The sequence below is a fragment of the Staphylococcus condimenti genome, assembly GCF_001618885.1.
Taxonomy (GTDB): Bacteria; Bacillota; Bacilli; order Staphylococcales; family Staphylococcaceae; genus Staphylococcus; species Staphylococcus condimenti.
Map to the genome: position 1 here is coordinate 1,305,235 of NZ_CP015114.1, position 25,865 is coordinate 1,331,099.

The following is a 25,865-nucleotide window of genomic DNA, read 5'->3' on the forward strand; positions in this document are numbered from 1 at the left end:
TTCAATTTCTAACATCATTATATTCTTTAAATCTTAATGTTGTGTTGCAGCGTCTTTTGCTTTAATCCCTTCTAACATAGCTACTGTCATTGCATCTAAATCATATTGAGGACTGAAACCCCATTCATCTGTTGAACAGCTGACATCAATACGGTCTGGCCAACTATCAGCAATACCTTGACGGACAGGATCGACATCATATTTCAATACAAAATCAGGAATATGTTTGCGTATTGCTTCAGCAATTTCTTCTGGTTCAAAACTCATGCCGCTTAAATTATAAGCACAACGGTGTTTAATCTTATCTTCATCAGCTTCCATCAGCTTGATAATAGCCTCTATTGCATCATCCATGAACATCATGTCCATGTACGTACCTTTATCGATAAAGCTTGTATATTCACCTTTTCGTAAAGCATCAAAATAAATTTCTACTGCGTAGTCAGTCGTACCGCCGCCTGGTTCTTTTACATAAGAAATCAAGCCTGGGAAACGTACACTGCGTGTATCGACGCCGAATTTACTATTATAATATTCACATAATAATTCACCAGAAACTTTATTTACCCCATACATTGAAGTTGGACGTTGGATTGTTAATGCCGGTGTTTTATCTTTAGGTGTTGTAGGGCCGAATGCACCGATTGAACTTGGTGTGAAGAACTGCAAGTTATATTCACGTGATACCTCTAAAGCATTTACTAATCCGCCCATATTGATATTCCAAGCTAATAATGGGTTTTTTTCAGCTGTGGCTGATAGCAATGCTGCCATATGCATAAGCGCATCGGGTTTGAATTCTGATACGATTTCTTCCATGCGCGTAATATCTGTAACATCTAAAAGCGCAAACGGTCCATCTTTAATTGGAGAATCTGTTTCTGGCTCTCTGATATCTGTAGCTAAAACATTCTCTTCTCCATAAATTTCACGACATTTCAAAACAAGTTCTGTACCGATTTGGCCTAGTGCGCCAGTAATCATAATTCTTTCCATGAATTTCATCCCCTCATTTAAAGTTCATAGTAAAAACATGTTGTATTTCTGAGGTGTACATTCTGTTATTATTTAACTATATTCTACAATAATCACTCACTATTGTATATACCATATGTACAAAAATAAGTAAAGCGCTTACATTTTAAATTGCAAATTTCTCTTTATATATAAGTTTCAAAGTCTCTTAAATTTGAAAATGAAGCTTTTACAATTTTTTCCGTGCATATTGACGAAGGTTTTCATATCCCTCTTTCTCATAAAAGAAAGTAGCTGAAAGATTCTTATCCCAGTAATCTAACTCCACAGTTTTACATCCTTGCTGCTTTGCAAAATGTTCTGCAAATGCCATCAAAGCATGGCCATGGCCTTCTTGGCGATAATTGGGTTCAATACTTAATTGATGGATGTAAAGCGACTTCATTCCGTAACGAAAAGGTGTTTCCATTAATGAAACCACTTGAAACCAAATATAACCGACAGCTTCCTCCCCATGATAAACTGCATAGAAATACTGTTCTTCTCTTTCTAATAGTTTTTGAAAAAAATCTAAGCTGTCTAAGTAATTAAAAGGCTTAAAAATATCTGGATACGCTTTTGCGTGTATACTATGAACCGCTTCGTTCAATCTTGCTAAAACAGCAGCATCTCTGCATACTTTTATTTCCATTGTTTTCACCTTCTTTTATTGATTCGTCGATACAAGAAATCTTCTTACTATTTCCCCATCTACAACTGTACTTTCTAATTCCTTTGGATGAAACGCTAATATTGTTTTAGCAGATGCAATATTACTTTTATCACATGTCACAAGGGCATCACCTACATCATTTTGATTTAAAAATTCAAGCCCTTCTCTCAATAACTTTTTCGCATAACCTTGTCCTCGATAGTCAGGGCGAACTCCGTAACCGATATGACCGCCAATTCGTTTTAAGTGCTCATTAAGATAATGTCTTATATTGACCGCGCCTATAATCTCACCATTATCAAAAGAAAAAGAGTCGTATCAGGGACCGATTCTTTATTTAAATTACGCTGTTTCAATTCAGAAACTAGTTCACTATACGAAGCATAACGTTTGAGATCTATCGCAGTCGGTACGATTTGTTCTGTTTGCCAGGATTTGATATAAACATTAAAAGTGGCTTCGTCTGTTAATTTTAATTCACGCATTTCCATTATCACACGCCCCCCTTATTTAGTCGCTTATTGATTTGCCTCTATGTTATCATGATTTTAATAATTTCTTTAATCTAATACATATCATTAAGGGGGCTTTATCATGTGTACAAGTTTTACCTTTACTTCACAATATGATGCTGATTATCTTGGGCGGACAATGGATTTTTCGTTTCAATTGAATTCCTTTCCAAAAGTAATGCCTCGCGGTTATGAATGGGAAACTTCAAATGGCCGTACATTTGATTTGGAATACGGGTTTGTAGGTACCGCAATGACGACAAATGGTGTTGTATTTGCAGACGGCTTAAATGAACAAGGTTTATCAATTGCTGTTTTATACTATAGTGGAGAAGCTTCATACGCAACATCTACTTCCTCTAATAATATCAATTTAGAACCGGAAGAATTTATTATGTGGTTCCTCGGTATGAATAAATCAATTGCGGATTTAAAGGAGAATATCGATAAAGTGCGTATACTTAAACAAGTCAATCCAGCATTAGATAGAGTGCCTCCTTTACATTTTTTAGTGACTGATCAAACAGGACAAAGTGTTGTTATTACACCTATAGAGGGACAACTTATCGTACAAGATAATCCCGTTCAAGTATTGACAAATAACCCAAGTTTAGAATGGCATTATCAAAACCTTCGTCAAAATACAACGTTTAATGTAGAAGCACCTGCACCACAATTACTTGGTATGAAACACATTAAACCGATTGGAGTAGAAGCAGGCACAGAAAATCTTCCTGGAGGCTATACGTCACCTGCCCGTTTTGTCCGTGCTGCTTACTTCCGTCAATATATTGAAGATGCAGAAGATGAAAATAAGCGATTGAACAATATGTTCAAATTATTAGATACGGTTAGTGTTCCGCGCGGTATCATTCTTGAAGAAGGATTGCCGCATTATACACAGTATCAATGTGTAATGAATTGCAGTAATTTAAAATATTATTATCGCGATTATTATGGTTCTGATGTATTTACAATAGAATTAACTGATGATTTAGTTACAGCTGATGAACCTAAATCTTATACCGTAAAACCAAGTTTGAAATTTGTAAATCTAAATGAAGAAGAAGCAGATGCCTAATCTTCATTTAAAAATAGTTGTTAATACTAAAAAGAACTTTACTATCAAACACAAAACAGGACCGTTCAATCAAATGAATGGTCCTGTTTCACATTTCTATTTAGAAAAATTTATTAAATTACACCTAATTCTTTACCAACTTTTTCATAAGCTGATAATGCTTCGTCTAACATTTCTTTTGTGTGTGCTGCTGTAGGCATGTTACGTACACGACCTGTGCCGCGCGGTACAGTTGGGAACACGATAGATTTCACATACACGCCTTCATCTTTCAAACGTTTACTGAATTCTTGTGTTTTCTTTTCATCCCCAATAATAACTGGAGTAATCGGTGTTTCAGAATCGCCGATATCATAACCTAGTTTTTTCAAACCATCTTTAAGATAATTTGCATTATCCCATAATTTATCATGTAATTCAGTAGAATTCATTAATTTTCTTACCGCTGCAATAATAGCTGCTGAAGATTCTGGAGTTAATGACGTTGAGAATAAGAATGGACGTGATTGTACTTTCAACCAATCAATCAATTCTTGTGTACCTGCAACATAACCGCCTACTACCCCTATTGCTTTAGATAATGTACCAATTTGGAAATCGATTTTATCTTGTAAGCCGAAATGTTTTACAGTACCTGCACCTTTACCCATTACACCAGAGCCATGTGCATCATCAACATAAGTAATTAAACCGTATTCTTCCGCAATTTCAACGATTTCAGGCAATTTTGCAACATCGCCATCCATGCTGAAAACACCATCAGTGATATACATTACCTTATTATATTGACCTGATTCTACAGCTTCTTTCGCTTTTTGACGCAAGTCATCCATATCTGAATGGTTAACTCGAATGATTTTAGCTTTAGACAAACGGCAACCATCAATAATAGAAGCATGGTTCAATTCATCAGATAAAATCGCATCATTTTTATTCATAACCGCTGAAATAGCTGCCATATTACAGTTAAAACCAGATTGATAAGCAACAGCAGCTTCTGTACCTTTGAATTCTGCTAATGTTTCTTCTAATTCATCATGAATATCTAATGTACCGTTGATAGTACGAACAGCACCTGCGCCGACACCGTATTTATCTACTGCGTCTTTCGCAACTTGTTTTAAATCTTCATTTGTTGCTAGACCTAAATAGTTATTTGAAGATAAGTTGATATAGCGCTTCCCAGCAATTGTAATTTCTGGACCATTTGCACCTTCTACTGTATCAATTTCATTGTAAAGGCCATTGTCTTTCAAATACTGAATATTTTCATCTAGAAAGCTGTGTAGTGATTGAACCATTGTAAGTGGGTCCCCCCTTGTTTATTAAATTCACATCTATCATAACCCATTTTTTTAGAATATAAAAGCTGATAATTACCAAATCGCATTAAATTGACTTTTTAGAAACTCTTCTGCTTTTATAGGATAAGGTTTATGGAACACATAACGTGCTATAATATGTACATCTATACTTTTATAAAGGGGTTGAAACCAATGATTAACTGGTATCAGCTTGCACATGATAAAGAAAAAACGATGATCCAAATTAGACGACATCTACATCAATACCCCGAATTATCTTTCGAAGAAAGTCATACACATGATTATATTGTTAATCAGTTAGAACAACTTTCATGTGAAATTCGTCGTCCGGTTGGAAAAAATGGGATTGTAGCAACATTCAAAGGTCAAGGTGATGGTCCTACTATTGCTTTACGTGCAGACTTTGATGCATTGCCGATTACAGAACTTAATGACAAACCTTACCGTTCTAAGAATGAAGGATGTATGCATGCGTGCGGTCATGACGGCCACACTGCTATTCTTTTAGGTGTTGCTGAAATTATAAATGAGCACCTTGCCCATCTGAATGGAAATGTTGTTCTGATTTTTCAGTATGGTGAAGAAATTGTCCCTGGAGGCGCACAACAAATGATTGACGATGGCTGTTTAGATGGTGTTGATAGAGTTTACGGCAATCATTTATGGAGCGGTTATCCAACAGGTATTATCTATTCGCGTCCCGGTGCAATGATGGCATCTCCTGATGAATTCACTGTAAAAATCACTGGAAAAGGCGGCCATGGTGCAAAACCGCATGAAACAATCGACCCGATTGTTATTTTGGCTGAATTTATCTTAAGTGCTCAAAAAATTGTTTCTCGCACTGTAGATCCAATTAAACAAGCTGTTGTGACTTTTGGGATGATTCAAGCCGGTGCATCAGACAGTGTGATTCCTGATTCGGCTATTTGCAAAGGAACTGTGCGTACTTTTGATCCAGATGTGCAAACACATATTATGAATAAATTAGATAAACTATTACAAGGTTTAGCAGTTGCGAATGATATCGAGTACGATTTAGCCTATGAACGCGGATATGTCCCTGTGCATAATAATCCTCAAGCTTATGAAGTTGTGAAAGAAGCAGCTAATGACTTGAACTTAAGATTTACTGAGGCAGATATGATGATGGTAGGAGAAGATTTCTCTGCTTACCAACGTGTAAGACCGGGTGCTTTCTTTTTGACTGGCTCTGGAAATGCGAGTAAGGGAACAGATCATCCACATCATAGTCCCTATTTTGACATTGATGAAGCAGCGTTGAAATATGCAGCGAGTGAGTTCTTAAAAATATTAGAATTAGAAGATGTTATAAAGACTGAAAGATTATAAAAAATATAGAAACGGAGACCTTGGTAGAAGGTTTCCGTTTTAATTTTGACATAAAAAAAGAGCCCCTCAATGAGGAGCTCTCTATTAAAAGTCAACTAAAGTTATAGTTGAAAATTATTGTTGGATTTCAGTAACAACGCCTGATCCTACAGTACGTCCACCTTCACGGATAGAGAAACGAGTACCGTCTTCGATAGCGATTGGAGAAATCAATTCAACAGTCATTTCTACGTTATCGCCAGGCATAACCATTTCAGTACCTTCTGGTAAGTTAACAACACCAGTTACGTCAGTAGTACGGAAGTAGAATTGTGGGCGGTAGTTAGTGAAGAATGGAGTATGACGTCCACCTTCATCTTTAGATAAAACATAAACATCAGCTTTAAATTTAGTGTGTGGAGTAATAGAACCAGGAGCTGCTAATACTTGTCCACGTTGTACGTCTTCACGTGCAACACCACGTAATAAAGCACCAATGTTGTCACCAGCTTCAGCGTAGTCTAATAATTTACGGAACATTTCTACACCTGTAACTGTTGTTTTCATGCTTTCTTCAGTGATACCGATGATTTCAACTTCTTCACCGACTTTGATTTGACCACGTTCAACACGGCCTGTAGCTACAGTACCACGACCAGTGATTGAGAATACGTCCTCAACTGGCATCATGAATGGTTTATCAGAGTCACGTTCTGGAGTTGGAATGTAGTCATCAACTGCTTGCATTAAGTCTAAGATTTTTTGTTCGTATTCAGCATCGCCTTCTAAAGCTTTCAATGCAGAACCAACGATTACTGGTACATCGTCACCAGGGAAGTCGTATTCAGATAATAAGTCACGAACTTCCATTTCAACTAATTCTAATAATTCTTCATCGTCAACCATGTCAGCTTTGTTTAAGAATACAACTAAAGCTGGCACACCAACGTTACGTGATAACAAGATGTGTTCACGAGTTTGTGGCATTGGACCATCTGCAGCAGATACTACTAAGATACCGCCGTCCATTTGAGCAGCACCAGTGATCATGTTTTTAACATAGTCAGCGTGTCCTGGGCAGTCAACGTGAGCATAGTGACGTTTGTCAGTTTGATACTCGATGTGTGAAGTATTGATTGTAATACCACGTTCTTTTTCTTCTGGAGCGTTGTCAATCATGTCGTATGATTGTGCTACAGTGTCACCATTTTTTGCTAATACAGTTGCAATTGCAGCTGTTAAAGTTGTTTTACCATGGTCAACGTGACCGATAGTACCAATATTGGCATGTTCTTTTGAGCGATCGAATTTTTCTTTAGCCATTATGAAATCTCTCCTCTTCTTAATAAAAAGTTATTTAATTTATCTCTCATGATAGTTTCTCACCATCATGAGAGCTTTATTTTTGAGTTGTTTAAAGGACTAATTCCTTTATAAAGCATTTGCATGAAAAAATCAATTCAGGAACCCTACCAAAGATTTCTTGGTTGTGATCCTAAAGATGAATTTAATTATTCACCTTTATTTTTCTTGATGATGTCTTCTGCAATTGACTTAGGTACTTCTTCATAGTGATCGAAGTACATAGTGTAAGTTCCGCGACCTTGAGTGTTAGAACGTAATGAAGTTGCGTAACCGAACATTTCTGAAAGTGGTACGAATGCACGAACCATTTGAGCGTTACCGCGAGCTTCCATACCATCTACGCGTCCACGACGAGATGTTACGTCACCCATGATGTCACCCATGTATTCTTCAGGCATTAAGATTTCAACTTTCATCATTGGTTCTAAGATTACTGGATCTGCAACTTTAGCAGCTTCTTTAAGTGCTAATGAAGCAGCGATTTTGAAGGCCATTTCAGATGAATCGACATCATGGTAAGAACCATCGTAAAGCTTAGCTTTAACGTCGATTAATGGATAACCAGCTACTACACCGTTTTCCATAGCATCTTTAAGACCAGCTTCAACTGATGGAATGTATTCACGAGGAACTACACCACCGACGATAGCGTTTTCGAATTCGAAACCTGCGCCGACTTCGTTCGGAGTGAATTCAATATGAACATCACCATATTGACCACGACCACCAGATTGACGAGAGAATTTACCTTGAACTTTAGCTGGTGTTTTGAATGTTTCACGGTATGAAACCATTGGTGCACCAACGTTAGCTTCAACGTTAAATTCTTTTTTCATACGGTCTACAAGGATATCTAAGTGAAGCTCACCCATACCACCGATGATAACTTGTCCAGTTTCTTCATCAGTATGTGCATGGAATGTTGGGTCTTCTTCTTGTAGTTTAACTAAAGCTTGAGTCATTTTATCTTGGTCAGCTTTAGATTTTGGTTCTACTGATAAGTGAATAACAGGTTCTGGGAATTCCATTGATTCCAAGATAATGTCATTTTTCTCACCACATAAAGTGTCACCAGTACCAGTTTCTTTAAGACCTACCGCAGCAGCGATATCTCCTGAGTAAACTGTGCTGATTTCTTTACGAGTGTTTGCGTGCATTTGTAATAAACGACCTACACGTTCACGTTTGTCTTTAGTAGAGTTTTTAACGTATGAACCTGAATTTAAAGTACCAGAGTACACACGGAAGAATGTTAATTTACCAACATATGGGTCAGTCATAACTTTAAATGCTAATGCAGCGAAATCTGCATCATCATCAGGTGGTGCGATAACTTCTTCATCAGGGTTATCAGCATGATGACCAACGATTGCTTTAACATCTAATGGTGAAGGCAAGTAGTCAATTACTGCGTCTAACATTAATTGAACACCTTTGTTTTTGAATGCAGTACCGCAAAGTACAGGATAGAATTCAATATCCAAAGTAGCTTGACGGATTGCTGCTTTTAATTCATCAACAGTGATTTCTTCACCTTCAAGATATTTTTCCATTAAGTCTTCATTAGCTTCAGCAACAGCTTCGATCAATGATTCGCGAGCTTCTGCTGCTTTGTCTTTGTAGTCATCTGGAATTTCAATTTCAACAACTTCTTCACCGAAGTCGCCGTTATATTGATAGCATTTCATTGTTACTAAATCAATGATTGCTTCAAATTCGTCTTCTGCACCGATTGGTAATTGAATCGGTTGTGCATTCGCTTGTAAACGGTCATGTAAAGTGCTTACTGAATATTCGAAGTTAGCACCTAATTTGTCCATTTTGTTAACGAATACGATACGTGGAACGCCATAAGTTGTAGCCTGACGCCAAACTGTTTCAGTTTGTGGTTCAACACCTGATTGAGCATCAAGTACTGTTACAGCACCATCAAGTACACGTAAAGAACGTTCAACTTCTACAGTGAAGTCTACGTGTCCTGGTGTATCGATGATGTTTACACGATAATCATGCCATTGTGCAGTTGTAGCTGCAGATGTGATTGTGATACCACGGTCTTGTTCTTGTTCCATCCAGTCCATTTGTGAAGCCCCTTCGTGAGTTTCACCAATTTTATGGATACGGCCAGTATAGTACAAGATACGTTCAGTAGTCGTAGTTTTACCAGCGTCAATGTGAGCCATGATACCAATGTTACGAGTTTTTTCCAAAGAAAAGTCTCTAGCCATTGTATTGTTTCTCCTTCCAGTAATTACTGAGTAAATACTTTGATATGGCGATGCCCTAAGCAAGCCTTTGGATGTATACCAAATGGAACAAGCTCAGGGTTAAACCGTTAATCTTACCAGCGATAGTGTGCGAATGCTTTGTTAGCTTCAGCCATTTTATGAGTGTCTTCACGTTTCTTAACTGCGCCACCTGTATTGTTAGCTGCATCTAAGATTTCGTTAGCTAAACGTTCTTCCATAGTTTTTTCACCACGAAGACGTGAATAGTTAACTAACCAACGTAAACCTAAAGTAGTACGACGTTCTGGACGAACTTCTACTGGTACTTGGTAGTTAGAGCCACCTACACGGCGAGCTTTAACTTCTAATACTGGCATAATGTTGTTGATAGCTTCTTCGAAAACTTCGATTGCATCACGACCGCTGCGTTCTTGAACGATGTCGAATGCTGAATAAAGAATTCTTTGAGCTGTTCCGCGTTTACCATCTAACATGATTTTGTTAATCAATTTAGTCACTAACTTAGAGTTGTGAATTGGATCTGGTAAAACGTCTCTTTTTGGTACTGATCCTTTACGAGGCATAATCAGAGTCCTCCCTTCATATTATAGTATAATTTCACAATTTATCTCGAAAATTTACGCAATCTTAAACTTATTTTTTAGGACGTTTTGTACCGTATAATGAACGGCTTTGCATACGACCTTCAACACCTGAAGTATCAAGTGCACCACGAACGATATGGTAACGCACACCAGGTAAGTCTTTTACACGACCTCCACGTACAAGTACAACACTGTGCTCTTGTAAGTTATGACCGATACCAGGGATATATGCGTTAATTTCGATGTTGTTTGACAAACGAACACGAGCATATTTACGCAATGCTGAGTTAGGTTTTTTAGGTGTCATTGTACCAACACGAGTACATACGCCACGTTTTTGTGGTGAGTTCAAGTCAGTAAATTGTTTTTTCATACTATTGAAACCTTTGTTCAAAGCAGGTGAATCTGATTTCTTCGCTTTGCTTTTTCTAGGTTTGCGCACTAATTGGTTAATAGTTGGCATTTAAGATGTCCTCCTCTCCTGTTTTATAATCCCACACATCCAGGTGGTTCATTTTTAGAGTAAATAAAATTTAGTAAGCATACACTTACTAATTCTCATTTCAATAGAGCAACGATAGCTGCGTCTACGTTTATACCTGCATATTCTCCTAAAGCCTTCTTGCTTTCGAAAAAAGAAACAGGCGTTTCACTATGATTGATCTTACTTAATACGTCTGAAAGCAAATAAACTTCAACGTCTTGAGCAATAATCAATGATGTAACTTGGTTTTTATTGAGTGCTTTAAGCGTCTCTCTCAAACCAACAACACTATGGTGTTTGTTAAAGCGTGCAACTTTTTCATTAGACATTGACTATCCTCCAAAGCTTTGCTTGCATCAACCTTAACTATAATAACACTTATCATAGCGTTCGTCAACACTATTGTTATCATATTGCTCACTTTTCTTATATTAACAAATCTGTGCCGCAAGTCAACTTTTTCTATTATTTTTTGCTCTTAATTTTAGTATGCAAAAGTAGACCTAATGATTGCTGATTTGTTTTTACTCTATTCTTCTTTATCTAATTTGATTCCTTTTTCCTTGCTTTCTTTTTCTTCATATAAAACGAGTTGTTCTTTATCAAATTCATAATTGAATTTTAAAGATTCGCCATCTTCTTCAAAAGTAATTGCTTTTTTATCTGTATCGATTTTCCCTTTGATTTCTACTGGTGCTCCAAAAGGTTCTACAATAAGACGCGCTGTTTTTTTCTCGTCATTTGCAACCAAAGTTACATGTTCCTTTTTATTTACGTATTTGCCGTCTACTTTATTGCCACATGCTGCTAATAGTATAACAAGCAACAGACTTAATCCTAACAGTTTTCTCATGATGCTGCCCCCTGGTGAATATTTTACTATTACATAAAAAGATTACACAATAATGATATATTAATATTCAGTTTAAAACAATATTAAATAGTGATTTTTGTTTTGATAAAAAAAGCCAATGCATGCTTCTCAAATAGAGAAGCAGCATTGGCTTAATCTAACAAAATCTATTTATCGTTTTATTGTTGCGGTGCATCAGATGCAGCAATTTCTTCAATTGCTTCTTCAACCATTGGATCGACATGTTTATCGTATTTAGCATCGCTATAACGTCTCATGCCTGTACCAGCAGGAATTAATTTACCGATAATAACATTTTCTTTAAGTCCTAGTAAGTCGTCACGTTTACCTTTGATTGCAGCATCTGTAAGAACACGAGTTGTTTCTTGGAATGATGCAGCAGACAAGAAGCTTTCTGTTTCAAGAGACGCTTTAGTAATACCAAGCAATACTGGTTTAGCAGTTGCTGGACGTTTACGCTCTTTAAATGCTTCACGGTTCGCATCTGTAAAGTTGTGGATGTCCACAAGTGAACCTGGTAATAATTTAGTGTCACCAGCTTCGATAATACGAACTTTACGTAACATTTGACGTACCATTACCTCAACGTGTTTATCATCGATTTCAACACCTTGCATACGGTAAACTTTTTGAACTTCTTTAAGCAAGTAGCTTTCTGTTGCATTTAAGCCGGCTACTGATAAATAGTTCTTAGGTTCGATTGAACCTTCAGTTAAGACTTCACCACGTTCAACATGTTGTCCTTTTTCAACTTTCAAGCGTGAAGTACCTGAAGCAAGATAAGATCTTGTTTCATTTGCACCTTTAATCACGATTTCTTGTTGACGGTCTTTCGCAAGTTTAATATCTTCAACAGTACCTTCAATGTCAGTAATTACTGCTTGACCTTTAGGGTTACGTGCTTCGAAGATCTCTTGGATACGTGGAAGACCTTGTGTAATATCGCTTCCGGCTACCCCACCTGTATGGAATGTACGCATTGTAAGCTGTGTACCAGGTTCACCGATTGATTGTGCAGCAATTGTACCAACTGCTTCACCAACTTCAACTTTTTCACCAGTTGCAAGGTTTTTACCATAACATTTTTCACAAACACCGTGACGTGTGTTACATGTAAATGCTGAACGGATATACATTTGCTCAATACCAGCATCTGTAATACGTTTTGCAATTTCTGGTGTGATTAATTGGTCTGGTTCAACTAATACTTCATTTGTTTCAGGGTGACGTACAGTTTCTTTAGAATAACGTCCTTCAATACGTTCAATGAACGGTTCGATCATTTCTGTACCTTCTTTGATATCAGAAACAAGCAAGCCACGGTCAGTTCCGCAATCTTCTTCACGAACAATAACGTCTTGAGCAACGTCAACCAAACGACGTGTAAGGTAACCTGAATCGGCAGTTTTAAGTGCTGTATCGGCAAGTCCTTTACGCGCACCGTGAGTAGAGATAAAGTATTCTAATACCGTTAAACCTTCACGGAATGAAGATGTGATCGGCATTTCGATAATTTTACCTGATGGTGCAGCCATTAAGCCACGCATACCGGCTAACTGAGTAAAGTTAGATGCGTTACCACGGGCACCAGAATCACTCATCATGAAGATTGGGTTAGTTTTATCTAGGGATTTCATCAATCTGCTTTGAATTTCATCCTTAGCATCTGTCCAAATTTCAATGACAGCATTGTAACGTTCATCTTCAGTGATTAAACCACGATTATATTGTTTTTGAACACGTTCAACTAATTTTTCATGTTCATCTAAAATTTCTTGTTTATCTGGTAATACGATGATGTCAGATACACCAACTGTAATACCAGCTTTAGAAGAATATTTGAAACCTAAGTCTTTCATACGGTCAAGCATCATAGAAGTATCTGTAATGCTAAAGCGGTTAAAGACTTCTGCGATAATATTTCCTAAGAATTTTTTGTTGAATGGTTCTACTAATTCTTGTTCAGCAAAGTACTCTTTCAAGCCGCCTTCTCCAAGTTCAGTAGCACTTACGAAATATTTATCAGGTGTTTTATCTTCTAAGTTTGATTGTGTTGGTTCGTTAATATAAGCAAATGAATCTGGAATGATTTCATTGAAAATTACTTTACCAACTGAAGTTGTAAGAATTTTATTGTTTTGTTCTGCAGTAAATGTCGGATTGTTTAATGAACCAGCATGAAGTCCGATACGAGTGTGTAAGTGTACATATCCGTTTTGATATGCTTTTAAGACTTCATTTGTGTTATTAAAGATTGCTCCAGTATTCACTGCTTCTTTACGCTCTAAAGTAAGGTAATAGTTACCTAATACCATATCTTGTGATGGTGTAACTACTGGTTTACCATCTTTAGGGTTCAAGATGTTTTGAGCTGCAAGCATTAACATACGCGCTTCTGCTTGTGCTTCTTTAGATAAAGGTACGTGTACCGCCATTTGGTCACCATCAAAGTCAGCGTTATATGCTGTTGTTACCAATGGGTGTAAACGGATGGCACGGCCTTCAACCAATGTTGGTTCGAAAGCTTGGATACCTAATCTATGCAATGTAGGCGCACGGTTCAATAGAACTGGGTGTTCTTTGATAACATCTTCTAAAACATCCCATACTTCATCTTCCATACGTTCAATTTTACTTTTTGCATTTTTAATATTTGTTGCAATTTCGCGTTGAACTAATTCTTTCATAACGAAAGGTTTGAATAATTCTAATGCCATTTCTTTAGGCAGACCACATTGATACATTTTCAAGCTTGGTCCTACTGCGATAACTGAACGACCAGAATAGTCAACACGTTTACCTAATAAGTTTTGACGGAAACGTCCTTGTTTACCTTTCAACATATGTGAAAGTGATTTTAATGGACGGTTACCTGGGCCAGTAACGGGACGACCGCGACGACCGTTATCGATTAAAGCATCTACTGCTTCTTGCAACATACGTTTTTCGTTTTGAACAATAATGCCAGGAGCACCTAAGTCCAATAAACGTTTCAAACGGTTGTTACGGTTGATAACACGACGATATAAGTCATTCAAGTCACTTGTTGCGAAACGTCCGCCGTCTAATTGAACCATTGGACGGATTTCTGGAGGAATAATTGGAAGTACATCCAAGATCATCCATGAAGGATCATTGCCTGAGTTTCTGAATGATTCAACTACTTCTAAACGTTTAATTGCACGTGTCAATCTTTGACCAGTAGCTGATTCTAACTCAGTACGCAATTCTTTCAATTCTTCATCTAAATCGATTTCTGATAGTAAATCTTTGATACCTTCAGCACCCATTTTAGCGACGAATTGACCAGGGTATTTATCATAGTATTCTCTGTATTCTGCTTCAGAAAGCAATGATTTTTTCTCAAGTCCTGTTGGGCCTGGATCTACAACCACATAAGAAGCAAAATAAATAACTTCTTCTAATGATCTAGGAGACATATCTAATAATAGTCCCATACGACTTGGAATGCCTTTGAAGTACCAAATGTGTGATACAGGAGCTGCAAGTTCAATATGCCCCATTCTTTCACGACGTACTTTAGATTTAGTTACTTCAACTCCACAACGGTCACAAACCATGCCTTTATAACGAACACGTTTATATTTACCGCAACTACATTCCCAATCTTTTGTAGGTCCGAAAATTCTTTCACAGAACAAACCATCTTTTTCAGGTTTTAAAGTACGATAGTTGATAGTTTCAGGTTTCTTAACCTCACCATATGACCAAGAACGAATCTTTTCAGGTGAAGCAAGGCCGATTTTCATATAATGGAAATTATTTACATCAATCAAGGAGCCTACCTCCTTCAATTTAGATTAGCTGTGCTATTTGATTGATAAATGATCAATAAAATGAAAAATATTCAAGGTGCATATAGACAATGTTTGGATTCCCAGTGACATTGCCTAATGCTGACCTTTCATATTCGTCTCATTTTTAATTACGCTATTTGCTTATTGAACATTGCATGAATTAGTCAGTAGTTTCCTTTTGTGATTCAGGAATTGAAGATTGTTGGATGTTGACTTTGTGTTCATTTACATCATCTTCATCAACATCTGCCATTTCAATTTCTTTATCATCTTCATCCATGACTTTAACATCAAGACCTAAACTTTGTAATTCTTTCATCAATACTCGGAATGATTCAGGAACACTTGGTTTAGAGATGTTTTCACCTTTAACGATCGCTTCATATGTTTTTACACGACCTACAGTATCATCGGATTTATAAGTTAGGATTTCTTGTAATGTGTACGCAGCACCATATGCTTCAAGTGCCCATACCTCCATCTCACCGAAACGTTGTCCACCGAATTGAGCTTTACCACCCAATGGTTGTTGTGTAACAAGTGAGTAAGGACCAGTTGAACGCGCATGTAATTTGTCATCAACCATGTGCGCAAGTTTCAACATGTACATTACGCCGACTGAAATACGGTTATCGAATGGTTCACCTGTACGTCCATCATATAATACAGTTTTACCATCTCTTGCCATACCAGCTTCTTCAATTGTAGACCATACATCGTCATCGTTAGCACCATCAAATACTGGTGAAGCAACGTGGATGCCTAAGTTTTTAGCAGCCATACCTAAATGCAACTCAAGTACTTGTCCGATGTTCATACGTGATGGTACACCAAGTGGGTTCAACATGATATCAATTGGTGTTCCGTCTGGTAAATAAGGCATATCTTCTTCAGGAACAATCTTAGAGATAACCCCTTTGTTACCATGACGACCACACATTTTATCCCCAACGTGGATTTTACGTTTTTGAACAATGTAAACACGTACTAATTGGTTTACACCAGGAGATAATGAATCATCGCCGTCTTCACGGTTGAATACTTTAACATCTAGAACGATTCCGCCTGCACCATGAGGTACACGTAATGAAGTATCGCGAACTTCACGTGCTTTTTCACCAAAGATAGCATGTAATAATCTTTCTTCAGCAGTTAATTCAGTTACACCTTTAGGTGTTACTTTACCAACTAAGATGTCACCATCTTTTACTTCAGCACCAACGTATACAATTCCGCGTTCGTCTAAATTTTTAAGTGCACTTTCTGCAACGTTAGGAATATCACGAGTGATTTCTTCAGGTCCAAGTTTAGTATCACGCGCTTCAGATTCATATTCTTCGATATGGATTGAAGTATAAACGTCATCTTTAACAAGGCGTTCGCTCATGATTACAGCATCTTCATAGTTATAACCGTCCCAAGTCATAAATCCTACAACTACGTTACGGCCTAATGCCATTTCACCAAGTTCCATTGAAGGACCATCTGCTAAGATTTCTCCTTGGCTTACAATGTCGCCATCTTTTACGATAGGACGTTGGTTGTAACAAGTACCAGAGTTAGAACGTTTGAATTTAGCTAATCTGTACGTATCTAATTCACCATCATATTGTTGTCCATCTTCTTCAATAATACGACGAACTTTAATTTCGTTTGATTCAACATGTTCTACACGACCAAAATGTTTATTGATAACTGCAGCACCTGAGTCGCGAGCAGTTGCATGTTCCATACCTGTTCCAACAAATGGAGATTCTGGATTCATCAATGGTACTGCTTGACGTTGCATGTTCGCACCCATTAATGCACGGTTAGAGTCATCGTTTTCTAAGAATGGGATACATGCTGTCGCAGCTGATACTACTTGTTTTGGTGATACGTCCATGTAGTCCATTTTTTCTCTATCCATCATTGTGTTGTTACCGCGGAAACGACAAACAACTTCTTCACTGATGAAGTGTCCTTCATCATCTAAGCGAGAGTTTGCTTGGGCTACAACATAGCTGTCTTCTTCATCAGCTGTTAGATAGTCAATTTGGTCAGTGACAGTATTAGTTTCAAGGTCAACTTTACGGTATGGTGTTTCAATAAAACCGAATTCGTTCACACGTGCATAACTAGATAATGAGTTGATCAAACCGATGTTTGGACCCTCAGGAGTTTCGATTGGACACATACGGCCATAGTGAGAATAGTGAACGTCACGTACTTCCATTTGAGCACGTTCACGAGTTAAACCACCAGGCCCTAATGCAGATAAACGACGTTTATGTGTCAACTCTGCTAATGGGTTCGCTTGGTCCATGAATTGAGACAATTGAGAGCTTCCGAAAAACTCTTTAATTGAAGCAATAACCGGACGGATATTGATAAGTTGTTGCGGTGTGATAGAGTCAGTATCTTGAATTGACATTCTTTCACGTACAACACGTTCCATTCTTGATAAACCGATTCTGAATTGGTTTTGAAGCAATTCGCCTACTGAACGTAAACGACGGTTACCTAAATGGTCAATATCATCAGTTTGTCCGATACCATGTAACAAGTTGAAGAAATATGACATAGAAGCCACGATATCTGCTGGAGTAATGCATTTAACTTCAGAGTCAGGGAAAGCATTACCGATAACAGTTGTTGTTCTGCCTTCTTCATCATTTGGTACATAAACTTTAATAGATTGAATTTCCACTGGTTCATTTACAATGCTGCCATCTAATTCATCTACTTCGATGTTCGCATTAGACTCTAATACGTCCATGATTTCGTCTAATTTACGACGGTCTAATACAGTACCTTCATCAGCAACAATTTCACCAGTATCACTATTAACAATCGGTTCAGCCAATTTTTGGTTGAATAAACGATGTTTTAAATGAAGTTTTTTGTTCATTTTGTAACGACCTACGCTCGCTAAATCATAACGTTTTGGATCGAAGAAACGAGAGTAGAGCAAGCTTTTTGCGTTTTCTACTGTAGGTGGTTCGCCAGGGCGTAAACGTTCATAAATTTCTAATAATGCTTGTTCAGTATTTTCAGTACTATCTTTTTCAAGCGTATTACGTAAGTACTCATTGTCACCTAATAAATCAATAATTGATTGGTCAGATGAATAACCAAGTGCACGAAGTAATACAGTTAACGGCAATTTTCTAGTTCTATCAATACGTACATAAACGATGTCTTTTGCATCAGTTTCAAATTCTAACCAAGCACCACGGTTAGGAATTACAGTCGCATCATAGTTTTCACGGCCGTTTTTATCTATTTTTTCATTGAAATATACGGATGGAGAACGAACTAATTGTGAAACGATAACACGTTCAGCACCATTAATTACGAAAGTACCAGTGTCAGTCATTAATGGGAAATCACCCATAAATACTTCTTGGTCTTTCACTTCTCCTGTTTCTTTGTTAATAAGACGCACTTTGACACGAAGAGGTGCAGCATAAGTTGCGTCACGGTTCTTAGATTCCTCTAAATCATATTTTGGTTCACCTAATCTGTAATCAACAAATTCTAAAGATAGGTTTCCTGTGAAATCTTCAATTGGAGAAATATCTCGGAACATTTCAAGTAATCCTTCTTTTAAGAACCAGTCATACGATTTCGTTTGAATTTCGATAAGGTTTGGTAACTCTAAAACCTCAGAAATTCTCGCGTAATTTCTACGTTTACGATGTCTTCCATATTGGACAAATTTACCTGCCAAACAGATTCACCCCTCAAAAATTGTTCGAATGCCTTTTACCGTACAAACAACTCGAAATCCAACAAGACAAAAAGAAAACGGCAGCACACCTGATGACACCATTTTCTATTCTGCGTTATTAATGATTTACTTTGTTATTTTATACGTAAAAGTACACACTTCTTGAACATAAATTTTTACATTCTATAACTATAACAGAAATAAAAATGAATGTCAATGGTTAACGCTTGCTTTTTAAAATGTAATACCCTTTATCTTTCACCAGGGTTTCTACATTACCGAAAACTGTTTCCATTTTCTTTTTAGCCGACGGCATGCCTTGTTTCTTTTGAATCACGACATAAAGCTCGCCGTCTTTTTTTAATTTCGAATATGCATCTTCTAATATTCCATGGACAACCGACTTCCCTGCTCTTATTGGAGGATTGGTCACTATCATATCCGCGGAATCATCTGGAATTTCAGCTAATCCATCACTTTCTTTAATCACCGCATTATCAATATGGTTTTTCTCGCTATTTTCTTTAGCCAAATCTAATGCACGATGATTTACATCTAAAAGTATTACTTTATGATGCGGAGAAACTTTTGCGATCATTAAACCAATCGGTCCGTATCCGCAACCAACATCAATAATTGTCTTACTCGGACCAGGCGGATGTTCTTTCAGAAATGTTCGTAATAACAAATCAGATCCATAATCAATCTTTCCTTTTGAAAACACGCCTGAATCAGTGGCAAGTTTTAATTCGTTTTGTTGATAACGATATTTAAAATCTTCTCTCTGACTCGCAACTTCTGGATCCTTATCATAATAATGACTCATGCTTACACCTCATTTATTTAACACTCTACAGATGCATTTCTGTCCATCTTTAGAATACACATTTATAGTTCATAAATCTATGAAAAGGCAATAAGGTGAAGTGTCGCCTCAACTCTCTCACATTAGAAAAACCCCGTTAACTCAATAACGGGGTTTTCATTTCTCAAAGAATTCAGGCTGTGAAAACCTTAATTTTCACGATATTAACAATGGTTATTAGCCTCGTTCTCTTTTCATTCAATTCAACTAGAACTTAGAATTATTTCAATTCTACTGAAGCGCCAACTTCTTCTAATTGTTCTTTAAGTTTTTCAGCTTCTTCTTTAGGTAAAGCTTCTTTGATTACTTTAGGAGCGTTATCTACTAATTCTTTAGCATCTTTCAATCCTAAACCAGTTGCATCTTTAACAGCTTTAACAACTTTGATTTTAGAAGATCCAGCTGAAGTTAATTCAACATCAAATTCAGTTTTTTCAGCAGCTTCGCCGCCACCTGCTGCACCTGCTGCTGCTACTGGAGCTGCTGCAGTTACACCAAATTCTTCTTCAATTGCTTTTACTAAGTCATTTAATTCTAATACTGACATTTCTTTAATTGCTTCAATGATTTGTTCTTGATTAGCCATTTTTAATATTCCTCCGTTTTATAAATATTTACGATGCTGATTATTCAGCACTTTCTTCTTCTTTAGATTCTCCGACTGCTTTAACTGCATAAGCGAAGTTGCGTACAGGAGCTTGTAATACAGAAAGTAACATAGATACAAGACCGTCGTGTGATGGTAAAGAACCAACAGTTTTAACTTCTTCTGCTGAGATAATGCTACCGTCCATTACGCCTGTTTTAATTTCTAATGCTTCGTGTTCTTTAGCAAATCCAGCAATAACTTTTGCAGGAGCAACTACATCTTCAGTAGATGTTGCAACAGCTGTTGGACCTGTTAAGAATTCGTCAAGACCTTCAAGTCCTGCTTGTTCTGCAGCACGACGCATCATCGTGTTTTTGTATACTTTATACTCAACACCAGCTTCACGTAATTTTTTACGTAATTCAGTTACTTCGGCTACTGTTAAACCACGGTAATTCACGATTACTGTTGAAACAGAATTTTTAAGTTGATCAGCAATTTGTTCAACTAATTGTTTTTTTGCTTCAATAATTCCAGACATTTAGACACCTCCATATTAGTTTTGTTCGGTGCTTTTCATTTGGTTGAATCCAATAAAAAAAGCACTTTCACCCCACGGCAAAAAGTGCTTGAAAGTTTTTTACAAACCACGTTCAAGTCAATTTTAGCCTCGGTAGGATATAATTTTTAAGTTATTTCTTAACTCCTACTGTCTTAGGTAAAATAATCACATTAACCAATATAACGGTTTGGATGTGATATGTCAATATGTTTTAAAAAAACTAGAGAAAATATTTTTCAAGTAAGTTCAGATTCAAATCAATTCGTTTGGCACATTATTACTTGTCATTTTCTCTAGTTCATTAATTTCAGTTATTTATTATAGTTTGAAGTTAGAAGTATCTACTTTAACACCAGGACCCATTGTAGTTGTAACTGCAACAGATTTAAAGTAAGTACCTTTTGCAGAAGCTGGTTTAGCTTTAGCAATAACATCTTGAAGAGTGTTGAAGTTTTCAACTAAATCTTCAGTACTGAATGATACTTTACCAATTGAAGCGTGGATGATACCAGCTTTTTCAGCACGGTATTCAACTTTACCTGCTTTGATTTCTTCAACTGCTTTTTTAACATCCATAGTTACTGTACCTGTTTTAGGGTTAGGCATTAAACCTTTAGGTCCTAATACACGACCTAATTTACCAACTTCGCCCATCATATCTGGTGTAGCAACAACTACATCAAAGTCGAACCAGCCTTGTTGGATTTTAGTTGCGTATTCTGATTCACCTACGTAATCAGCGCCTGCAGCTTCTGCTTCAGAAGCTTTATCACCTTTTGCGAATACTAATACACGTTGAGTTTTACCAGTTCCGTGCGGTAATACTACTGCACCACGGATTTGCTGGTCGTTTTTACGAGTATCGATACCTAAACGGAATGCTACTTCAACAGTTGCATCAAAGTTTGCAACACTTGTTTCTTTAGCTAAGCTGATTGCGTCTTCAACACTATAGTGTTCATTACGGTCAACTTTGCTAGCAGCATCTAGATACTTTTTACCTTTTTTAGCCATTTATTATTTCCTCCTTTAGTGGTTTTAGCGGAATGTCCTCCCACATTACTTGCTATTGCAAGTTAAGAGCAGATGACGCTTGCAGCTGTTCGCAATATAAATATTGGATTAACTTTGAGTCATCTGCCATTTTGTTTCAAGTTTCAAATTGTTATTTGTGTTCGTTTAAGAGATGCAATTTTGAAAAGCTCTCTTTGCTACGTTATTATTCTACAGTGATACCCATACTACGAGCAGTACCTTCGATAATACGCATAGCCGCTTCTTCATCAGCCGCATTTAAGTCAGGCATTTTTGTTTGAGCGATTTCACGTACTTGATCTTTAGTTACTGTAGCAACTTTGTTTTTATTAGGTTCACCAGAACCTTTTTCAACGCCAGCTGCTTTTTTAAGTAGTACTGGAGCCGGTGGAGTTTTAGTAATGAATGTAAATGAACGGTCTTCATATACACTGATTTCTACCGGAATAATTAAACCTGCTTGTTCTTGTGTTCTTGCATTGAACTCTTTACAGAATCCCATGATATTCACACCTGCTTGACCTAATGCTGGACCAACTGGTGGTGCTGGGTTCGCTTTACCTGCAGGAATTTGTAATTTAACTACTTTTTCTACTTTTTTAGCCACGATGTGCACCTCCTTGATATCGTGATGTGGTCACAGGGCTCATTTTTGCCCTCCCACTCATAAAACATTTCGTGACGAAATGGCCTGCCCTTTACGAGCACGACCACAGTATTATATCATTTAAAAATTGTAAAATCAACACTATTTTGCTTTTTTAGTATGTGTTGTCTAAATGCAAACTGTTACAGTTTTTCGATTTGATCAAATTCCACTTCAACTGGAGTTTCTCTTCCGAACATATCTACTAGTACAGTCAACTTGAATTTGTCTGCTTCAATTTCTTGTACTTCGCCGACTTGGTTGGCAAATGGTCCTGATTTAATACGCACTTGTTCACCGACTTCAACTTCTACGTCGATTGTTTTTTCTTTCATTCCCATTTGTTTCAAAATAAAGCGAACTTCATCAGGAAGCAGTGGATTAGGTTTTGAACCAGCACCAGCTGAACCTACAAATCCAGTTACACCAGGTGTGTTTCTAACGACATACCAAGATTCATCCGTCATAACTAACTCAACTAAAACGTATCCAGGGAATGTTTTTTTCGTTAATTTTTTCGCTTTACCATCTTTAACTTGTGTTTCTTCTTCTTCTGGTATGACAACTCTAAAAATTTGTTCTGTCATATTCATAGATTCAACACGTTTTTCTAAATTCTTTTTAACTTTATTTTCATAGCCAGAGTAAGTATGCACGGCATACCAACGCTTTGCTCCAACTTCCTCAGACATGTATGTTGTCACTCCTCATATTAACTAATTAATTCTATCAATTTACCGATTCCCAAATCCAAGGCATAGAAGAAGATTAAGAAGAATACTACTGTCACAATTACAATAGTAGTATATTTGAATAATTCTTCTTTAGTCGGCCAACTTGTCTTCTCCATCTCAGAAATAACGCCTTTAAAGAAACTATCTTTAGGTGCTTTTTTCTTATCTTCAGCCATTGTCGTACCTCCAATTAGTCATTAAATTCATCCGTGGGCGCAAGGTAGTTACTTCGATTCCTTGTGTATCGTATGTGCATTGCATGTTTTGCAATACTTCTTCAATACTAATCTTTCTGCAAGGTTGCTATTCTTTGGTACGGTATAATTTCTATTTCCGCATTCTTCGCAATTAAGCGGGACTTTTTTCATAATACCTTCACCTTACCTATATTAAATACTCACTTACTATACATAAGAACCCCTCATCATGTCAAACGACTAGTCAATTGTAAGTTGTTCCTAAATGTAGAATAAGTCGCATTTTCATTTATAGTGTTCAAATTGTCTAAGCAATTTTTTCTTGCAACGATGCAGTGCGTTATATACTACTTTCTCATTGATACCCATCTTTTCTGCTATTTCCTTTGGGGAATAGTCATCCAATGTATATTGTACTACTTCTTGCTCTAATTTGCTTAATTTCTTACAGTAAGCAATTAAATCCTTACATTCTTCATCCATTATCAATTTTTCCTCAATACTAAGCTCTGAAACAGAAATACGGTATTGAGTTTCAGCTTCTGCAATCAGGCATTGACGTTGTTTATCTAATCTTGTTTGTTTTCGATAATAGTCATACTTTGAGGTTTTAATTAAACGGTTTAAAAAATGATCAAAGGGTGTTCTAGTTGAAAGTTTATATTTATCTATACTTCTGCAGATCCTTAGGGAGATATCTTGAAGTAAGTCATCGCAATCCGAAACTGCAATACTGCGATTTTGTATACGCTGGCGGATCAATGGTTGTAATAAGATGAGCAGTTGATTAATAGCTTCTGTATCATCTGCTTGTGCACGTGAAATTAACAGAGTGATTTTTGAAGAAATGTCATTCTGTTGCTGAGGCATGAGGTCGCTCCCTTCATAAAAAAGTGAAATCATCATACCTGACATTTACTTCGTTAATCAAACTGTATAATTTTATTTTTCATGGTCTCCGCGACGTATTTTTTCAAATTCCGTCAAAACATCATCTGAAAGTTGAATACGTGTTCGCGGCTTGTTATTGTCGAAGGTTTTCATAGATGTACTCACATGAGCTTCATTCAACTTTATATTTTGCCACATCTCTCTAGATGGAATACGATAAGCACCTGTTCCGAAAATTGCATGTTGTTCGCTTAAATCACTTGTTACAACAGCAATATGCGTTGTGTGCTTATCATATAAGTCATAGACAAGTCTTTCTATATAACTGTCAGCCGTTTCATTTTCTTTAGTAAAAACAGTTTTGATGCCATGATAATAACTTACGCTTTCATTACCTTCTTGCTCATAAGCATCAAACACACAAATAATTTCATCAGCTACTGCAGCATTATAATTTCCGATTGACAGTAATAATTTTTCTCTAGCTTCTTCTAAGCTGTCTTTAGCCAATCCTGTAAGATAATCGCTTTGTCCTATCATATTATAACCATCAATAATCAGATATCGGTCTTTCATGATTTATTCACCTGCCGGATGGCGTTTGCGGTAAATCTCATACATCATCAAGCTGGCAGCTACTGATGCGTTTAAGCTGTTAATATGTCCCGCCATTGGAATTTTAATATAAAAATCACATTTTTCTTTGACAAGTCGACTCATACCATGACCTTCATTGCCAATTACAATAGCAAGTGGCATGTCTGCTGCCATTTGTCTGTAGTCCGTTGCATTATCTGCAGCCGTTCCAGCTATCCAGTAACCTTCATCTTTTAATTGATCCATCGTCTGCGATAAGTTTGTAACACGAACAACCGGCACGTGCTGGATGGCACCAGCAGAAGCTTTAGCAACCGTTTGTGTCAAAGCAACTGAGCGTCTTTTGGGGATAATCACTCCATCTACACCTGCAGCATCTGCAGTACGTAAGATAGACCCCAAGTTATGAGGGTCTTCTAATCCGTCTAATATTACTAAAGTCGGCAATCCTTCTTTATCTTTCAATTGAGCAAGAAGTTTATCTAAATCCGCATATTCATAAGGTGCCACTAATGCTGCTACACCTTGATGAGGCGCTTCAGCTATGTGGTCTAATTTTGATTTTGGAACAGTTTGTACAACAATTTTTTGATTTTTTGCATGTTTTAAAATTTCTTCAAGTTGTTGTTTTTTTACGCCGTCTTGAATCAAAATTTTATTAATAGGATGTCCTGTTGTGATTGCTTCTTTAACAGCATGACGTCCAACAATTACTGAATCTTCCAC

Annotated in this window: 26 protein-coding genes and 1 other annotated feature; of the genes, 2 read left to right on the forward strand and 24 right to left on the reverse strand. The window is 37.0% G+C overall.

The window, feature by feature from the left end:
* Positions 1–33: 33 nt before the first annotated feature.
* The 4 genes from A4G25_RS06610 to A4G25_RS06620 form a co-directional block, all read right to left on the reverse strand.
* A complete protein-coding gene (locus A4G25_RS06610) occupies positions 34–996 on the reverse strand; it encodes an L-threonine 3-dehydrogenase (protein WP_047131402.1) in 963 nt (320 codons plus the stop codon).
* 208 nt (positions 997–1,204) lie between these two features.
* A complete protein-coding gene (locus A4G25_RS06615; RefSeq protein ID WP_047131403.1) occupies positions 1,205–1,666 on the reverse strand; it encodes a GNAT family N-acetyltransferase in 462 nt (153 codons plus the stop codon).
* A 15-nt stretch (positions 1,667–1,681) separates the two neighbouring features.
* A complete protein-coding gene (locus A4G25_RS12835) occupies positions 1,682–1,975 on the reverse strand; it encodes a GNAT family N-acetyltransferase (RefSeq protein WP_082810144.1) in 294 nt (97 codons plus the stop codon).
* Positions 1,969–2,178, reverse strand: a complete 210-nt coding sequence (locus A4G25_RS06620; protein WP_063164628.1) for a hypothetical protein — start codon at positions 2,176–2,178, stop codon at positions 1,969–1,971. Before A4G25_RS06620 ends, A4G25_RS12835 begins: the two co-directional genes overlap by 7 nt.
* A gap of 103 nt (positions 2,179–2,281) precedes the next feature.
* Between A4G25_RS06620 and A4G25_RS06625 the strand changes: the two genes are divergently transcribed.
* Entirely contained in the window at positions 2,282–3,280 is a 999-nt protein-coding gene (locus A4G25_RS06625; RefSeq protein WP_047131404.1) for a choloylglycine hydrolase family protein, read from the forward strand.
* 113 nt (positions 3,281–3,393) lie between these two features.
* On the opposite strand, the gene A4G25_RS06630 is transcribed toward A4G25_RS06625, so the two are convergent.
* Positions 3,394–4,581 carry a glycine C-acetyltransferase gene (locus tag A4G25_RS06630; RefSeq protein ID WP_047131405.1) on the reverse strand — a complete coding sequence of 396 codons (1,188 nt, stop codon included), beginning with the start codon at positions 4,579–4,581 and terminating at the stop codon, positions 3,394–3,396.
* A gap of 195 nt (positions 4,582–4,776) precedes the next feature.
* Between A4G25_RS06630 and A4G25_RS06635 the strand changes: the two genes are divergently transcribed.
* Positions 4,777–5,958, forward strand: coding sequence for a M20 family metallopeptidase (locus A4G25_RS06635; RefSeq protein WP_047131406.1), 1,182 nt, complete (start codon positions 4,777–4,779; stop codon positions 5,956–5,958).
* Positions 5,959–6,072: 114 nt separating this feature from the next.
* On the opposite strand, the gene tuf is transcribed toward A4G25_RS06635, so the two are convergent.
* From tuf to rlmB, 19 genes are all read right to left on the reverse strand, one after another.
* Complete coding sequence (gene tuf, locus A4G25_RS06640) at positions 6,073–7,260, reverse strand: elongation factor Tu (RefSeq protein ID WP_047131407.1); 1,188 nt, start codon at positions 7,258–7,260, stop codon at positions 6,073–6,075.
* Between the two features lie 188 nt (positions 7,261–7,448).
* Positions 7,449–9,530 carry an elongation factor G gene (fusA, locus tag A4G25_RS06645; RefSeq protein WP_047131408.1) on the reverse strand — a complete coding sequence of 694 codons (2,082 nt, stop codon included), beginning with the start codon at positions 9,528–9,530 and terminating at the stop codon, positions 7,449–7,451.
* A gap of 113 nt (positions 9,531–9,643) precedes the next feature.
* Complete coding sequence (gene rpsG, locus A4G25_RS06650) at positions 9,644–10,114, reverse strand: 30S ribosomal protein S7 (RefSeq protein WP_012664233.1); 471 nt, start codon at positions 10,112–10,114, stop codon at positions 9,644–9,646.
* 70 nt (positions 10,115–10,184) lie between these two features.
* Positions 10,185–10,598 (reverse strand): 30S ribosomal protein S12, encoded by a 414-nt coding sequence (rpsL, locus tag A4G25_RS06655; protein WP_012664232.1) that lies wholly within the window; start codon positions 10,596–10,598, stop codon positions 10,185–10,187.
* Positions 10,599–10,693: 95 nt separating this feature from the next.
* Entirely contained in the window at positions 10,694–10,948 is a 255-nt protein-coding gene (locus A4G25_RS06660) for a ribosomal L7Ae/L30e/S12e/Gadd45 family protein (protein WP_047131409.1), read from the reverse strand.
* 200 nt (positions 10,949–11,148) lie between these two features.
* Positions 11,149–11,472, reverse strand: a complete 324-nt coding sequence (locus A4G25_RS06665) for a hypothetical protein (RefSeq protein WP_047131410.1) — start codon at positions 11,470–11,472, stop codon at positions 11,149–11,151.
* Positions 11,473–11,651: 179 nt separating this feature from the next.
* A complete protein-coding gene (gene rpoC / locus A4G25_RS06670; protein WP_232011970.1) occupies positions 11,652–15,263 on the reverse strand; it encodes a DNA-directed RNA polymerase subunit beta' in 3,612 nt (1,203 codons plus the stop codon).
* A 208-nt stretch (positions 15,264–15,471) separates the two neighbouring features.
* On the reverse strand, positions 15,472–19,023 hold the full coding sequence (gene rpoB / locus A4G25_RS06675) for a DNA-directed RNA polymerase subunit beta (RefSeq protein ID WP_047131412.1): 3,552 nt from the start codon (positions 19,021–19,023) through the stop codon (positions 15,472–15,474).
* A gap of 220 nt (positions 19,024–19,243) precedes the next feature.
* The gene (locus tag A4G25_RS06680; protein ID WP_047131413.1) at positions 19,244–19,849 is read right to left on the reverse strand and encodes a class I SAM-dependent methyltransferase; all 606 of its coding nucleotides are present in this window, start codon (positions 19,847–19,849) and stop codon (positions 19,244–19,246) included.
* 259 nt (positions 19,850–20,108) lie between these two features.
* Entirely contained in the window at positions 20,109–20,474 is a 366-nt protein-coding gene (gene rplL / locus A4G25_RS06685; protein WP_012664224.1) for a 50S ribosomal protein L7/L12, read from the reverse strand.
* A gap of 40 nt (positions 20,475–20,514) precedes the next feature.
* Positions 20,515–21,018 carry a 50S ribosomal protein L10 gene (gene rplJ, locus A4G25_RS06690; RefSeq protein ID WP_047131414.1) on the reverse strand — a complete coding sequence of 168 codons (504 nt, stop codon included), beginning with the start codon at positions 21,016–21,018 and terminating at the stop codon, positions 20,515–20,517.
* Between the two features lie 46 nt (positions 21,019–21,064).
* Positions 21,065–21,214: a sequence feature (ribosomal protein L10 leader region), on the reverse strand.
* A 143-nt stretch (positions 21,215–21,357) separates the two neighbouring features.
* Positions 21,358–22,053, reverse strand: a complete 696-nt coding sequence (gene rplA, locus A4G25_RS06695; protein WP_046100597.1) for a 50S ribosomal protein L1 — start codon at positions 22,051–22,053, stop codon at positions 21,358–21,360.
* 205 nt (positions 22,054–22,258) lie between these two features.
* Positions 22,259–22,681, reverse strand: coding sequence for a 50S ribosomal protein L11 (rplK, locus tag A4G25_RS06700; protein WP_012664221.1), 423 nt, complete (start codon positions 22,679–22,681; stop codon positions 22,259–22,261).
* A gap of 182 nt (positions 22,682–22,863) precedes the next feature.
* Positions 22,864–23,412 carry a transcription termination/antitermination protein NusG gene (nusG, locus tag A4G25_RS06705; protein ID WP_012664220.1) on the reverse strand — a complete coding sequence of 183 codons (549 nt, stop codon included), beginning with the start codon at positions 23,410–23,412 and terminating at the stop codon, positions 22,864–22,866.
* Positions 23,413–23,432: 20 nt separating this feature from the next.
* Positions 23,433–23,630 (reverse strand): preprotein translocase subunit SecE, encoded by a 198-nt coding sequence (gene secE, locus A4G25_RS06710; RefSeq protein ID WP_047131415.1) that lies wholly within the window; start codon positions 23,628–23,630, stop codon positions 23,433–23,435.
* Between the two features lie 48 nt (positions 23,631–23,678).
* Entirely contained in the window at positions 23,679–23,822 is a 144-nt protein-coding gene (gene rpmG, locus A4G25_RS12840) for a 50S ribosomal protein L33 (RefSeq protein ID WP_075141022.1), read from the reverse strand.
* A gap of 114 nt (positions 23,823–23,936) precedes the next feature.
* Entirely contained in the window at positions 23,937–24,521 is a 585-nt protein-coding gene (locus A4G25_RS06715; RefSeq protein WP_047131416.1) for an RNA polymerase sigma factor, read from the reverse strand.
* Positions 24,522–24,593: 72 nt separating this feature from the next.
* Complete coding sequence (locus A4G25_RS06720) at positions 24,594–25,118, reverse strand: NYN domain-containing protein (RefSeq protein WP_047131417.1); 525 nt, start codon at positions 25,116–25,118, stop codon at positions 24,594–24,596.
* 3 nt (positions 25,119–25,121) lie between these two features.
* Positions 25,122–25,865 carry a 23S rRNA (guanosine(2251)-2'-O)-methyltransferase RlmB gene (rlmB, locus tag A4G25_RS06725; RefSeq protein ID WP_047131438.1) on the reverse strand — a complete coding sequence of 248 codons (744 nt, stop codon included), beginning with the start codon at positions 25,863–25,865 and terminating at the stop codon, positions 25,122–25,124.